Origin of the sequence: Niallia sp. FSL W8-0635 (assembly GCF_038007965.1) — a bacterium.
Lineage (GTDB): Bacteria > Bacillota > Bacilli > Bacillales > Cytobacillaceae > Niallia.
The window spans coordinates 2,422,733-2,437,326 of the sequence record NZ_JBBOYD010000001.1; the positions used below are offsets into that span (position 1 = coordinate 2,422,733).

General features: G+C 34.5%; 11 protein-coding genes and 1 riboswitch. Of the genes, 10 read left to right on the top strand and 1 reads right to left on the bottom strand.

Translation table 11 applies throughout. The features are described 5' to 3' along the window. The first annotated feature begins 20 nt into the window (after positions 1–20). The 7 genes from cstA to NYE52_RS11615 all read left to right on the top strand — a co-directional run bounded on the left by cstA (position 21) and on the right by NYE52_RS11615 (position 11,566). A complete protein-coding gene (gene cstA, locus NYE52_RS11585; protein ID WP_341193198.1) occupies positions 21–1,817 on the top strand; it encodes a carbon starvation protein CstA in 1,797 nt (598 codons plus the stop codon). A 379-nt stretch (positions 1,818–2,196) separates the two neighbouring features. Then, positions 2,197–4,401 (top strand): sensor domain-containing protein, encoded by a 2,205-nt coding sequence (locus NYE52_RS11590; protein ID WP_341193199.1) that lies wholly within the window; start codon positions 2,197–2,199, stop codon positions 4,399–4,401. A gap of 125 nt (positions 4,402–4,526) precedes the next feature. Beyond that, positions 4,527–5,456: a glutaminase A gene (glsA, locus tag NYE52_RS11595; RefSeq protein ID WP_341193200.1), complete on the top strand. Its 930-nt coding sequence runs from the start codon at positions 4,527–4,529 to the stop codon at positions 5,454–5,456. Positions 5,457–5,587: 131 nt separating this feature from the next. Beyond that, a complete protein-coding gene (gene speD, locus NYE52_RS11600; protein WP_341193201.1) occupies positions 5,588–6,409 on the top strand; it encodes an adenosylmethionine decarboxylase in 822 nt (273 codons plus the stop codon). Between the two features lie 204 nt (positions 6,410–6,613). Further along, complete coding sequence (locus NYE52_RS11605) at positions 6,614–7,783, top strand: M20 family metallopeptidase (protein ID WP_341193202.1); 1,170 nt, start codon at positions 6,614–6,616, stop codon at positions 7,781–7,783. A gap of 171 nt (positions 7,784–7,954) precedes the next feature. Continuing rightward, positions 7,955–9,937, top strand: coding sequence for a methyl-accepting chemotaxis protein (locus NYE52_RS11610; RefSeq protein ID WP_341193203.1), 1,983 nt, complete (start codon positions 7,955–7,957; stop codon positions 9,935–9,937). Between the two features lie 180 nt (positions 9,938–10,117). Next, positions 10,118–11,566 (top strand): alpha-amylase, encoded by a 1,449-nt coding sequence (locus NYE52_RS11615; RefSeq protein ID WP_341193204.1) that lies wholly within the window; start codon positions 10,118–10,120, stop codon positions 11,564–11,566. 183 nt (positions 11,567–11,749) lie between these two features. Here the strand turns inward: NYE52_RS11615 and NYE52_RS11620 are convergent, their stop codons facing one another. After that, positions 11,750–12,391 carry a LysE family transporter gene (locus NYE52_RS11620; protein WP_341193205.1) on the bottom strand — a complete coding sequence of 214 codons (642 nt, stop codon included), beginning with the start codon at positions 12,389–12,391 and terminating at the stop codon, positions 11,750–11,752. Positions 12,392–12,526: 135 nt separating this feature from the next. On the opposite strand from NYE52_RS11620, the gene NYE52_RS11625 reads away from it, so the two are divergent. The 3 genes from NYE52_RS11625 to map all read left to right on the top strand — a co-directional run bounded on the left by NYE52_RS11625 (position 12,527) and on the right by map (position 14,109). Then, on the top strand, positions 12,527–12,955 hold the full coding sequence (locus tag NYE52_RS11625) for a DUF1801 domain-containing protein (RefSeq protein WP_341193206.1): 429 nt from the start codon (positions 12,527–12,529) through the stop codon (positions 12,953–12,955). Positions 12,956–13,017: 62 nt separating this feature from the next. After that, positions 13,018–13,194 carry a hypothetical protein gene (locus tag NYE52_RS11630; protein WP_341193207.1) on the top strand — a complete coding sequence of 59 codons (177 nt, stop codon included), beginning with the start codon at positions 13,018–13,020 and terminating at the stop codon, positions 13,192–13,194. Positions 13,195–13,365: 171 nt separating this feature from the next. Continuing rightward, complete coding sequence (map, locus tag NYE52_RS11635) at positions 13,366–14,109, top strand: type I methionyl aminopeptidase (protein WP_341193208.1); 744 nt, start codon at positions 13,366–13,368, stop codon at positions 14,107–14,109. A 247-nt stretch (positions 14,110–14,356) separates the two neighbouring features. Next, positions 14,357–14,535, top strand: a riboswitch (Lysine riboswitch). The last annotated feature ends 59 nt before the right edge of the window (positions 14,536–14,594 follow it).

The window sequence follows — 14,594 nt, forward strand, 5'->3', positions numbered from 1 at the left end:
ATTAAAGGAGGTAGATAGAAATGAATGCGGTTACAATAGTGGTAGCGTCTGCATGTATCTTGATGATTGCTTATCGTCTGTATGGTACCTTTATGACTGTAAAAGTATTAAAGCTAAACGATAAAGAAAAAACTCCTGCCCATGAATTAAATGATGGGAAAGATTATGTGCCGACAAATAAGTGGGTAACATTTGGTCATCATTTCGCAGCCATAGCTGCTGCAGGACCACTCGTAGGACCCATTCTTGCAGCACAATTCGGCTATTTGCCTGGGCTAATTTGGCTTTTGATCGGTGCAGTTATCGGTGGTGCGGTCCATGACGCAGTTGTATTATTTGCTAGTATGAGAAAAAAAGGGAAATCTTTATCCGAAGTAGCGAAAGAGGAGCTTGGACCTGTTGCTGGTTTTTGTACAGGACTTGCGATGCTGTTTATTATTACGATTACAATGGCCGGTCTATCCATGGTAGTATTGCACGCTTTGGAAAGAAATCCATGGGGAACATTCTCAGTTGGGATAACCATTCCTATTGCAATGGGAGTAGGGATATTTTATAAGAAAACAGGAAATTTGAAATTATGTACAACAATTGGATTCATTCTATTAATGATTGGTGTGTTTGTTGGACCAATCATTCAGGAAACAGTAATTGGTGATTGGCTAACACTTGATACAAAAACACTTGCTATTATTCTTCCAATCTATGCATTTTTTGCAGCGGCACTTCCTGTATGGCTGCTGTTGGCACCTAGAGATTATTTAAGTAGTTTTATGAAAATAGGTGTGTTTATTGCCCTTATTATTGGTGTCTTTATTATTAATCCCGCCATTGAATTTCCAGCGTTCACAGAATTCGTAAATGGAGGGGGACCAGTAATTGCAGGTCCAGTATGGCCGTTTATTTCCATTACGATTGCCTGTGGTGCTATTTCAGGCTTCCATGCATTTGTCGGATCTGGTACTACTCCAAAAATGCTCGATAAATGGAGTGATATTAAAGTTGTTGGTTTTGGAGCCATGCTTGTTGAATGTTTAGTTGGAATTATGGCACTTATTGCTGCTACTGCTCTACATCCTGGAGATTATTTCGCGATAAATTCAACTCCAGAGGTTTTCCAAACGCTAGGAATGAGTGTATCAAACTTGCCAGAATTAAGTCGTGAAATTGGCATTGATTTAGAGGGAAGAACAGGAGGAGCCGTTACTTTAGCTGTCGGTATGTCCTATATATTCACCGAAATCTCTTGGTTCTCTCATCTTGCATCCTATTTCTTTCAATTTGTCATCATGTTTGAAGCCGTCTTTATTTTAACGGCAATTGACGCTGGTACAAGAACAGCACGCTATTTAATACAAGATTTTCTAGGCGAATTTTACAAACCGCTAAAGAGAGTGGATTGGCTACCAGGTTCTATTTTTGCCAGTGCACTAGCATGCTTAATGTGGGGATACCTTTTATTCTCCGGTGACATCAGTTCTGTTTGGGCACTGTTTGGTGTGTCTAATCAGCTTATGGCGACTATCGGTCTTATTATTGGAGCAACTGTCATTTTAAAAATGGCTGATAAACGAAGATATATGCTCACTTGCCTTATCCCGATGGCTTATTTATTTGTAACAGTAAATTATGCAGGATATTGGATGGTCAAAAATGTCTATTTAAATCCAGAGGCAGCTGGCTATAATGTGTTAAATGCGGTTCTTTCCATTATTATGCTAATCTTAGGGATAATTATCATCATAACAGCAACCAAGAAATGGTTTGACACCTGGAATACTCCTCGTGTACAAGTTGAAACACCGAATCTCAATTAGAATTCAATCACGGAAATGGTTATAAAGTAGGAATGCTTGTCTATGTTCTTACTTTATAACCATTCTTCATTATAAGGACTATTATTATTGTAGATCCGCGCAACAAACTTTACGGAAACTGCTATTATTATTAACAATTAAATGCCACATCCATTCCCATTAAAAACTAATTTCCCATCGAAAACTTTTTCACTTATAAACAAATCAATATAAGTGTATTCTAATTGTACATGCAAGGACTAGTTGACATGAAGTTTCGTAGCATGCAACCTCGGGTATTAAAAATAGGTGTTTTGTCAAAATACTTATTTAGGAGCGATTTTTATACATACCATTCATTTTATAACTATTATTTATCAGACAAGTAAGGAGTTCTTATATGGATTATAAACACAGTGAAACAAAATGGATTGTAGCGATTGGCTTTTTTGTTCTGTTCTCTGTGATTCTTAATGTCTTTGTTACAGATATCAATAAAGGATTATTTATTCTGTTACAGCTGATCATTACGAGTGGGTTACTATATGTTTTTTATCAATTAATAGAGAAAATCACCTATGTACTTGGAGAATATGCCCAAAGCAGTAAAAAATTGCAATCGATTTTTGAAACATTAGATATAGCTATTTGGTTTCATGATTTAAAAACAAATAAATTAATGATTACTGCTGGGATTGAGACGATTTACGGATATTCGGTTGAGGATTTTTACAACAACCATAATCTATGGAAAGAGGTTATTCATCCAGAGGACAAAGAGATTTTAGTGGAGAGAGCGAACCTTCTTACCAAACAAGATATAGTTGTTAGTAATTATCGCATCATTAAACCCAATGGAAAAATTCGTTGGATTAAAGATAGAGGAATCGCCATCTTTGATAAAACAACTGGAGAAATGAAAGAATTTACAAGTGTATTGATTGATATAACAGATAGTAAAGAAAATGAAGATAAATTTAGTAAGCTAGTCGATATGTCACCAGATATTATTGCGGTAGTTATGGACTATAAATTACATTATATTAATAAAGCCGGTATAAAAATATTTGAAAGAGACCACAGTACTTTAGTCGGACTTTCTGTTAATGATCTTTTTCCCGAAGAAACTTTTCAATATATTGTTCAAGCATTTAATAAAGGAATAGAACAAAAGAAACAAGTAATCGAGATGGAAATTGGTTTCAGTAAAGTAAATGGGGAAAAGCTATTACTAGAAATCAATTGTATGCGAATTCTTTTTGGTGGGCAGGATGCTGTATTAATTCTAGGAAGAGATATTACGTCACGAAAGCAAACAGAAATAAAAATTAAAGAATTGGCATTCACAGATGTATTAACAGAATTGCCGAACCGCAATAGTTGTTTAAGCTATTTAAACGATCGTTTATTAAACTGTGATGAAGTGCAATCAATGGCTGTATTATTTCTAGATTTAGATCAATTTAAACGGATTAATGACACAAAAGGACATGGTACAGGGGATATCATTTTAAAAAAAGTTGCCTATAGACTTAAATCAGCAATAAAAGAAACTGATTTTGTAGCACGATTAGGTGGAGATGAATTTCTAATTCTCTTAGAGAATAAAGAAAGAAAAGAGATAGAAGATGTTGCAAAAAAAATTATAAACCAATTTTCCGTTCCCTTTGTTGTAAAGCAAGATGAATTCTTTGTAACACCAAGTATTGGTATTAGCATGTATCCAACAGATGGAGATGACCAAGAATCATTAATTAAAAACGCTGATGCCGCCATGTATGTTGCGAAAGACCTAGGAAAAAATAATTTCCAATTTTATTCCTCCTTTATTGCAGAAAATGGAGCGAGAAAAATGGAGCTAGAGATGGCACTGCGAAAAGCAATCTCTAATAAAGAACTAGAGCTATACTATCAACCACAAATTGATATTACGACAGGTAGTATATATGGAGTCGAGGCGCTTTTACGCTGGAAACACCCAGTATATGGCTATTTATCTCCAGATGAATTTATACCTATTGCTGAAGAAACAAATTTAATGCTTTCTATTGGAGAATGGGTAATTACACAAGCTTTCATGCAAAAGAAGCAATGGAAAGCGAACGGTAAAAAAAACATAAAGCTTGCTATAAATATTTCGGCTCGTCAATTTCAATACATTGATTTCTTACCTTTTCTTCAGAATGAAGTTCAAAGGCTACAAATAAACACAGCGAATATTGAGCTAGAAATTACAGAAAACATTATGCAAAATATCGAAAAAGCTAAAATCGAATTAGAAAATATTAAAAAGCTTGGCTTTCAAATATCTATTGATGATTTCGGTAAAGGATATTCCTCTTTAAGCTATTTAAAATCATTACCCATTGATACAATTAAAATAGATAAAAGTTTTATCGATGATATTAATCATCCAAAACATAAAGGCTCGTTAGCAAAAGTAATTATTGATATGGGACATAATATGAATTTTGTCGTCATTGCTGAAGGAGTGGAAACAAAAGAACAAGTTGAATTTCTACAGAATCATGAATGTGAAATTGTTCAAGGCTATTATTACAGCAAGCCACTGCCTCCTGATGAATTGGAAAAATTATATCTTTAACAAATTTTTGTAAAAGGTCTAATTTTTCTTCTGTCCTTTCTAGCGGTATACTTTACTTATAGAGTAGGCTTAAACTAAGCTGTTTTGAAAAGGATTAAAAAATATTATATGAAGTTGGTGATAAAATGCCTTGTCAATCAAATGAAGAATTAGAAAGCATTCTTTTGGAAGCGAAGCAGTATACAAGTAAGGGAAAAGTTGCTGATTATATCCCCGCCCTAAGTAAAGCTAATCCAGATGATTTATCAGTTGCAATTTATCATCCAGATGGCAGTTGCTATTCTGCTGGATGTATTCAGGAAAAAATCACCTTACAAAGTATCTCTAAAGTAATAACTTTAGCATTAGCATTAATTGAATCAGGGGAAGAATACGTTTTCAGTAAAGTAGGATATGAGCCTACTGGTGATCCGTTTAATTCTATCGTTAAACTAGAAATGAGCAATCCTTCCAAACCGTTAAATCCAATGATAAATGCTGGTGCACTGGCTGTTACTCATATGATTACAGGGAATTCGGTTGAAGAGCGATTCCAAAAAATTATTGATTTTGTAAAAATTCTATCTGGAAATGAACATATAAGTTATTCAGCTGAGGTAGCTAAATCAGAATTTGAAACATCTCATTTAAATAGAGCACTTTGTTTTTTTATGAAACAACATGGCATTATTAATGAGGATGTAGAAGAACTATTGGACTTATACACGAAACAATGCTCCATTGAAGTGAATTGTTTAGATTTGGCGCGAATTGGTATCGTGTTTGCATTAGACGGCAAGGAACCAATGACAAATAAGCAATTAATGCCTGCCCAAGTGGCACGCATTTGCAAAACATTTATGGTCACATGCGGCATGTATAATGCATCAGGAGAATTTGCCGTACGAGTTGGAATCCCTGCAAAAAGCGGGGTCGCTGGGGGAATATTAGGTTCGGTGCCTAATCGCTTTGGAATTGGTATTTCGGGCCCCGCCTTAGATGATAAAGGAAATAGTGTAGCAGGATTAAAGCTATTAGAAATCCTTGCAAATAAATACGACTTAAGTATGTTTTAAAGATAATGAAATCACTAATCTCGTGCTAATTCCGGTAGAAAGGAATATAAGAGATTAGTGATTTTTTGGTTAATCTACAATCTGTTCGGGTAACATAACAATACTTACTTGTTAGAAAGAGGGGGATAAACATGAGTTTAACACCTCAGCAGCGAATAGAGTTACATGGGTTTAATAATTTAACAAAGTCACTAAGCTTTAATATGTACGATATTTGCTATACACGGACGAGAAATGAACGAGAAGCCTATTTACAATATATCGACGAACAATACAATGCAGATCGTTTAACGAAAATATTAAAAAATGTCTCAGATATCATCGGAGCACATGTTTTAAATATAGCTAAGCAGGATTATGAACCACAAGGAGCGAGCGTTACCTTACTCGTTTCAGAAGGACCAGTTTCAGAAGCTGCGCCAAAAGAAGTATTTGAAGAATCACCAGGACCGCTTCCAGGAGGATTTCCAGGTTCTGTTGTCATGCATCTCGACAAAAGCCATATTACCGTTCATACATATCCTGAGTATCATCCAGACGAAGGAATCAGTACCTTTCGTGCCGATATCGATGTTTCAACATGTGGAGAAATCTCTCCCTTGAAGGCATTAAATTATTTAATCTATTCTTTCGATACAGATATTATGATTATGGATTATCGAGTAAGAGGCTTTACTCGAGATATTCATGGACATAAGCTTTTTATAGATCATGATATAAACTCTATCCAAAACTATATTCCAGACGATGTGAAAGCGCAATTCGATATGATAGATGCCAATATCTATCAAGAAAATATCTTTCATACCAAATGTAAGCTAAAACAATTTGATTTAAATAATTATTTATTTGGTTATAAAGAAGATAAATTAACACCGCAAGATCGCATTTTCATTACAGAAAAGCTAACTCAAGAAATAAATGAAATTTTTTATGGAAAAAATATAAAGTAGATAATTAATAAAGGGCTAGATACCTAAGTAACAGAAGGTATCTAGCCCTTTATCTATTGGCATTTATACTATTAAAATGGCATAAAAAGATTCCATTTAAATGTATAAATATACCCAGATAATTATTTTTACGCATTTTTTAGTAGCTTTTTTATAGAAAATTGGTAAACTAGTAATGTATAAATAGAGAAAGGTGCGAAAATTATGAAACAAATCATCTTAGATGCAATTAATGAAAATGAAACTAAATTTAAAAATATTAGTATTTATATTGGCGAAAATCCTGAACTAGGACATGAAGAATTTAAAGCATGCAAAATATTGACAGATACATTAAAAGAGCATGATTTCCATGTAGAAATAGGGATATGTGATTTACCAACTGCGTTTAAAGCAACATACGATAGTGGAAAAGAAGGTCCCGTTATTGGATATATGGCTGAATACGATGCTTTGCCAGAATTAGGACATGCTTGCGGCCATAATTTAATCGGAACAATGGGAATTGCGGCAGGAATTGGTCTTAGTAAGGTTTTAGCAGAAACAGGCGGAAAGGTTATTGTGTACGGTACACCTGCCGAAGAAACAAAAGGCGGGAAAGTAACAATGGCGGAAGCTGGACTTTTCGAAGAATTGGATGTAGCCATGATGGTCCATCCTTTAGATAACTATATGAAGAGTGGAGATTCCCTTGCGATGGATGCCATTCAGTTTGAGTTCTTTGGAAAATCTGCCCATGCTGCGGCAAGCCCACATTTAGGGATTAATGCACTAGACGCTGTCTTACATACTTTTAATAGTATTAATGCTTTAAGACAGCATATAAAACCAGACGCTCGCATTCATGGTGTCATCACAGAGGGTGGCAAAGCTGCCAATATCGTTCCTGATTATGCAGTAGCACAGTTCTATGTAAGAGCTGGAAAAAGAGAAGATGTAAATATATTAGTAGAAAAAGTAAAAAAATGTGCAGAAGGAGCAGCTCTCCAAACTGGAGCTACCGTTAAATCTAGCTTTTATGAATTTTCCTATGATGACATGATTACAAATAAAGCATTATCTAATGTGTTTACAAATCAACTCGTTTTATTAGGTGTAGAGGAAGTGGATATTCACGAGCAAAGAGACGGTTCCGGTTCTCTTGACATGGGAAATGTAAGCCAAGTTGTTCCATCCATCCATCCATATGTAAAAATCTGTAACGAAGCATATGCTTGTCATACACATGAGTTTAGAGAAGCTGCCATGTCCGATCAAGGAAGAGATGCCATGATGTTAGGGGCAAAATCAATGGCGTTAACAGGCTTAGAAATCTTAACGAATAAAGAGCTATTAGCAACAATAAAAGAAGAGTTTTTAAAAAACAAACAATAATCAATTGGACATTGGCCTTACTTTCTCATCGCTTAACATGACGAAAGTAAGGTCATTTTAGTTGAATTAAGGCATATTTATGACAAATCTCCTATTTCCTAAATAGATAGAAAAGTTTCCTTTATAATGAATAAGTCCTATTTTCATTTGTAAAGGAGCCATTAATCGAAAATGAGAAAAAAACTAGTACTATTAAAGAACAGCATGACAATTAAAAAAAGATTATACCTAAGCTTTTTTGTTCTATTATTTATTCCAACTATATTCATTGGTGTATTTTCTTATTTCAATTCAAAAAGTCAACTAGAACAAGAAATAATGGACAATGCATTACAACAGATTCAACAGCTAGATGATAATATCACAACAGAAATATCAACGAAGATGAAGCAAGTCGACAAGCTTCGCAAAGATTGGAGTAATATAAATAATCCTCTATCAGATGAAACTATTAATGCTATACTTGAAAATTATCAATATTTTCATGATGATATTGACAGCATATTTTTTGCTACAAAACAAGGACAATATCTACAGAAACCAGAAGGAAAGATGGCAGATAATTACGATCCGACAGCAAGTGAATGGTTTATCGAAGCGGAAGAAAATCCGGATGAAATTTACATATCCAATCCATATATTTCTGCAAGTACAAATGAAATGGTCGTCACGATTGCTGGGAGTACAGAAGATGGAGATAAGGTAGTCGGCTTAAAAATTAAACTTAGTGCTATTCAAACCATTGTGAGTAATATCACAATAGGGAAAGAAGGATATGCTTTTCTTATTGACGAGAAAAATGCTTATATGGCACATCCAACGGAAAAAATCGGCGACATAGGTACAGAAAACTATATTCAACAGATGAAACAAAAAGAGAAAGGTACTTTTACATACAGTCTAGATAATAAAGAGAAAAAACTTACTTATCTTACAAATAAGATTACTGGATGGAAGATTGCTGGATCCATGTATTCAAAAGAAGTATCCGATGCTTCTTCTTCTATATTAAGAGCATCATTCCTAGCTATTTTTGTTTTCCTATTCATCGGATCTATTCTTATTTATTTCAATATACAATCAATCATTAAACCATTAAATAAAATGAAAGAAAAAGCAGCTCTTGTTGGAAAGGGAGATTTAACACAAGAAATAGAAGTTAAGAGGACAGATGAAATCGGTCATTTATCAAAATCCTTTCAGCAAATGCAAGAAAATTTAAAGCATTTAATCAAACATATGGAAAAAAGCATAACACAAGTTGCTGCATCTAGCGAAAACCTTACCGCTAGCTCTTTTTCTTCAACAAAGGTAGTAGAAGATTTAGTTTCAGTAACACAAGAAATAGCTTCACGTGCTGAAAATCAAAAACAACAGATTGAAACGAACACGACAAAATTAAATGAGATTACAGAAAGAACAGGAGTAATTAGAGAAAATTCTCTGTATATGTCAAAGTTAGGTGCAATGACAATGGAGAAAGCGAAAGAAGGCGAACTAGCTCTCAATCAAGCAGAATCGCAAATGCAATTAATTGTCGATTCTGTTGTTAAATCAGATAAACAAATAGATGCACTAAATAAGCGTTCAAAAGAAGTGGAGGCTATTACTCAATTAATAAGTACTATTGCGAACCAAACAAATCTATTAGCATTAAATGCAGCAATCGAAGCCGCTAGAGCAGGAGAAAGCGGGAAAGGTTTTTCTGTAGTAGCGGATGAAATTAGAAAATTAGCAGAAACAACGCATCATTCTGCAACTGAGATCGAGTACTTAGTAAAAGGGATTCAGAATGATACACATTCTACTATAGATATGATGAATACCGTACACACTCAAGTTGAAAGTGGATTATCTGTTATGTCATCGGTAAAAAAGAAATTCCACGCCATTTCTAATAGTATGAATGAAACCGAACCGATTATCGAGAAAGTAACCGTTTCTTCTGAAGAAGTTTATAGCCATATTAAAACACTTGCCCGTACTTTTGAAGCGCTTATTCAATTTAGTAAACAAAATGCAGCATTATCGGAAGAAATTTCTGTATCTTCTGAAGAACAGCTAGCATCATTTGAAGAAGTTCATGCTTCAGCGTTAAGCCTTTTTGAAACAGCTGACCATTTAAAAAAATTAATTGCACAATTTCATTATTAATATTAATTTTTAAGTAAAACCAATTCAGCAATTTTGTTAAAAAACGCCAATCCATCTTCGCTATTTCGCAAGCAGGCTTGAAAATCCATCATTATGGGTAGAATTACTTCATAAGAAAGCTTAGCTAATATTTCTTAGTAAGAGATAAGCTACATTTTATTGGAGTAGGAGAATGGATAAATGAAAAATAAAACAATGATGCAGTTTTTTGAATGGCATTTAGTTGCTGATGGACAACATTGGAATCGTTTGAAAGAACAAGCAGGAGAATTAAAGGAAGCGGGTATTGACGCCTTTTGGATTCCACCAGTTACAAAAGCAGCTTCCAAAGATGACAATGGCTATGGCGTTTATGATGTCTATGATTTAGGAGAATTTGATCAAAAGGGTACAATCCGGACTAAATATGGCACCAAACAGGAATTGCTTGATGCAATAGAAGCGTGTCATAATGTGGGAATCCAAGTTTATGTGGATGTAGTGATGAATCATAAAGCAGCAGCAGATGAAAAAGAGACAATTAAAGCCATTGAAGTGAATCCTGAAAATAGAGAAGAAGAAATATCCGAACCACATGACATAGAAGCATGGACAAAGTTTACCTTCCCAGGAAGAGGAGATACATATTCCTCTTTCAAATGGAACTTTCAGCATTTTAATGGAACCGATTATGATAACAAAGCCAAGAAAGCTGGTATCTTCAGAATACTTGGCGAAAATAAAATGTGGAACTCAAACGTAGATGATGAATTTGGGAATTATGATTATCTGATGTTTGCCAATATTGATTATAATAATGAACTCGTTCAAAATGAAATGATTTCATGGGGTAAATGGCTTTACAAGACGCTAAATTGTGATGGTTATCGATTAGATGCAATCAAACATATTAATCATTCCTTTATAAAAAAATTCGCTCAATCCTTATTAAAAGAAAAAGAAGATTTTTATTTTATAGGAGAATTTTGGAAAGCGGATATTAGCGAATGTCAGGAGTTTTTACAGCAAACAGACTATACAATCGATTTATTTGATGTCCCTCTTCACTATAAATTGCATACCGCTTCTGTAGAAGGCAGTAATTTTGACCTTTCAACGATTTTTGACGGAACATTAGTAAAAGATAATCCTCTTAATTGTGTTACCTTTGTCGATAATCATGATACCCAACCAGATGAATCACTTGAATCTTGGGTTGAAGATTGGTTTAAGCAGATAGCATATAGCTTAATATTGCTTCGAAAGGACGGCTATCCAACCATCTTCTATGGCGATTACTATGGGATTGGCGGAGAACATCCGATTGAAGGAAAAAAGGCTGCCATTGATCCATTACTATATGTACGAAAGAAAAAAGCATATGGTAAGCAAGATGATTATTTCGATGATCCACATGTAATCGGCTGGGTACGTCATGGAGAACAAGAAATAGAACGATCTGGTTGTGCTGTCGTCATTTCCAATAAGGAAGAGGGAATCAAAAAAATGTTTGTTGGTGAAGCGCGAAAAGGAGAAGAGTGGATTGATTTTACGAATACACGAAAAGATCGAGTGAAAATTGGGGAAGATGGTTTCGGAGATTTCCCTGTAAATGCTCAAAGCGTTTCTGTTTGGGGATTAGGTGATTAAAAGAGGTCAAACTAATACCAAAAAAGACGCTGCAATGGCTAGCGTCTTTTTTGCGTATTTGCGTAAAATCGTCATCCTTTTTTAAATCAATTAATGTGAATTACTGATATTATTCACTATAAGCGAGTCAACAACCCACGACTGAAGTCACAAGGGTTCTCGGCTAAAGCCTAAATTATATTACTACGAAGAAAAGAATAATTTCATAATCCCTTGATAGCCAAAATAGGCACCAAATAAAACTAAAGATAGACCAGAAACAACAGAAATTCCTCTCAACGTTCCAAGCGTTAGAAAACGCCTAAATCCATTTGTTAAGGCTGCAACAATCAGATCCCATAGCGTAAGCCCTAGAAAAATCATACTACTATAAACCAATAAGGAACTAGTCCCATTTTCTTGTGCGGTTTTAGCTAAAATAGATCCATATATGCCCAACCAAAAGAGAATGGATAAAGGACTTGTAATAGACATAATAAATCCTGTTAAGAAACATTTAAATAGAGAATCTTTCCCTCTAAGGGAATCAAGCTTGAGATTTTGAGCCCCTATAACACTTTCAATTCCCGTATAGATTAATACAAATCCGCCAAACAGCCAAAGGAATATTTGCACGATACCTATCTCAAGAAAATGAACCATTCCGATATATACCATTATCATAAAAATACCATCGGCAAGCATGGAACCAAACCCCACAATCCAAGCATGCCAAAAACCATTTTTTATCCCTTTATCAATTCTCGCAGAGTTTACTGGACCAATTGGTGCAGCCAATGTAAACCCTAATAAAATATAGCTTAGTAAAATGGTTACACTGAACATCCGTCTCTTTACACATCCTTTCTTGTACATGCTATGATAGCTGGATAGATCTTATGTGAATTTATTTAAAAAGTTAAAAAACTTATTAATTATATTTTGATGAGGGGTTATAATGAAGAAAAAAGGAGACTTTTCATGTATCAATTAAAAACAAAAGAAACAGATCAGGATGTCGTTGAATTTATTGAAACTTCCTTACCAAGTACAGCAAAAAAAGAGGATGCCTATAAACTAATAGACCTTTTTTCTGAAGTTACTAGTTTAGCACCAAAGATGTGGGGTACAAGTATCATTGGCTTTGGTTCTTACCACTACAGATATGATTCAGGCCACGAGGGAGATGCTCCTATTGTTGGATTCTCTCCCAGAAAAGCAAGAATTAGCCTCTATTTAACGACAGAGGAAGAAACAAGAACCTTTTATTTAGAACAAATCGGCAAACACAAGACAGGAGTAGGCTGTGTATATATTAATAAGCTTGCTGATATTAAGGAAGAAATCCTAAGAGAATTTATCGAAAAATCGGTTGAATTAATTCATGAGAAGTATCAAGTATTCGATTAGAAATAAACGCATATTTCCCCTTTTCTTTCTTCATAATAAAGAGGAAAAAAGGAGGGATATAAATGGCAAAGAAAAACAAAAAAACCGATCCACAACAAAAGAATAAAAAAGGATTTGATTCTGCTGTCTTAAATGAAGAATTTGCACACGAAATGGGAAGTGCTGCTGCAAATAAAATTCATAAAGAGAAAGCTAAGAAAGAAAAAGCTTCTAAAAACAATGGCGAATTTAAAGGCTAAATAGAACAAGTACGAGTAGTGCTGGCTGCTCGTACTTGTTCATTTGCTTATTACATAAAGTACAAAAAACTCCTAATAGATTAATTCCTTTTACTTACCGCTCATATTAGCATATAATAATATACGCGAAAAAGATTCGAGAATTGATATAGATGAACAAGGAGAATTAACATGATTGTAAAGAATGAACAAGACATTAATGGTCTTAAGGAAATTGGTAAAATTGTAAGTATTATCAGAGAGGAATTAATTAAAAAAACAGTACCAGGAGTAACAACGAAAGAACTAGATGATTTAGCTGGCAAGCTTTTTGCTGAACATGGTGCCGTTTCAGCTCCACAAGATATGTACGATTTTCCAGGATATACTTGTATTTCCGTAAATGATGAGGTAGCCCACGGCATTCCCGGAGACCGTGTCATTCAAGAGGGAGATTTAGTAAATATTGATGTATCAGCTAGTAAAAATGGTTATTTCGCTGACACTGGTAAATCATTCGTTGTCGGAAATGGTGATCCGAAACTAATTAAGCTTTGTGAAGTGGCGCAAGAAGCATTTGAAGAAGGACTTAAATGCTTTAAGCCTGGAGCGAAGAAGAATCGAATCGGTAAATTTGTTTATAACACAGCTAAAAAGCATGGATTTACAGTAATTAAAAATTTAACAGGTCACGGAATAGGGACTTCCTTGCATGAAAAACCAGATCATATCCTAAATTATTTTGACTCGTGGGATACGGACCTTCTTCGAGATGGAATGGTTATCGCGTTTGAACCATTTATTTCTACAGGTTCAGAGGAAGTATACGAAAAAAACGATGGCTGGACATTCTCAACTAAAGAAAAAAGCTTTGTCGCACAATACGAGCATACAGTTATCATTACAAAAGATAAACCGATTATTACAACATTATAATTTTTATAACCCAAGCTCTGTTTATGTAACAGAGCTTGATTTTATATAATTCCTCTATTTACATAAGAACTCCTACTAAATATAGCAATGTTTGGTAATCGTATTTTCTAACAAAGCATCATACAAGCATTTACGATAATTGTGAATTTATCGATAGTTCCCTCTATTTGTTTTTCCATTGACATCAATACACATATCTAATAACCTAATACATATAAATTCATATTCACAAATCCTTATCAGCTCAAGATGAGGTAGAGGTCGCGATTTTTAATAGTAAAAAGAGGGAGAGCCAGAGAGCTTTTGGAATTCTTTTGAAAGGAAAAGTCGCCGAAGCGCTATTATTCTCTGATAATAGTAGCTGGGACTGCATTCAAATAGGTGCAGGACTGTCATAGGATCTTACTATGGTGAACTATCCTTTTTATCTGAAGGTGTTTTCTACCTTCACACCATTTAGAGGTGTGTTTTTTTTATGCCTTGGA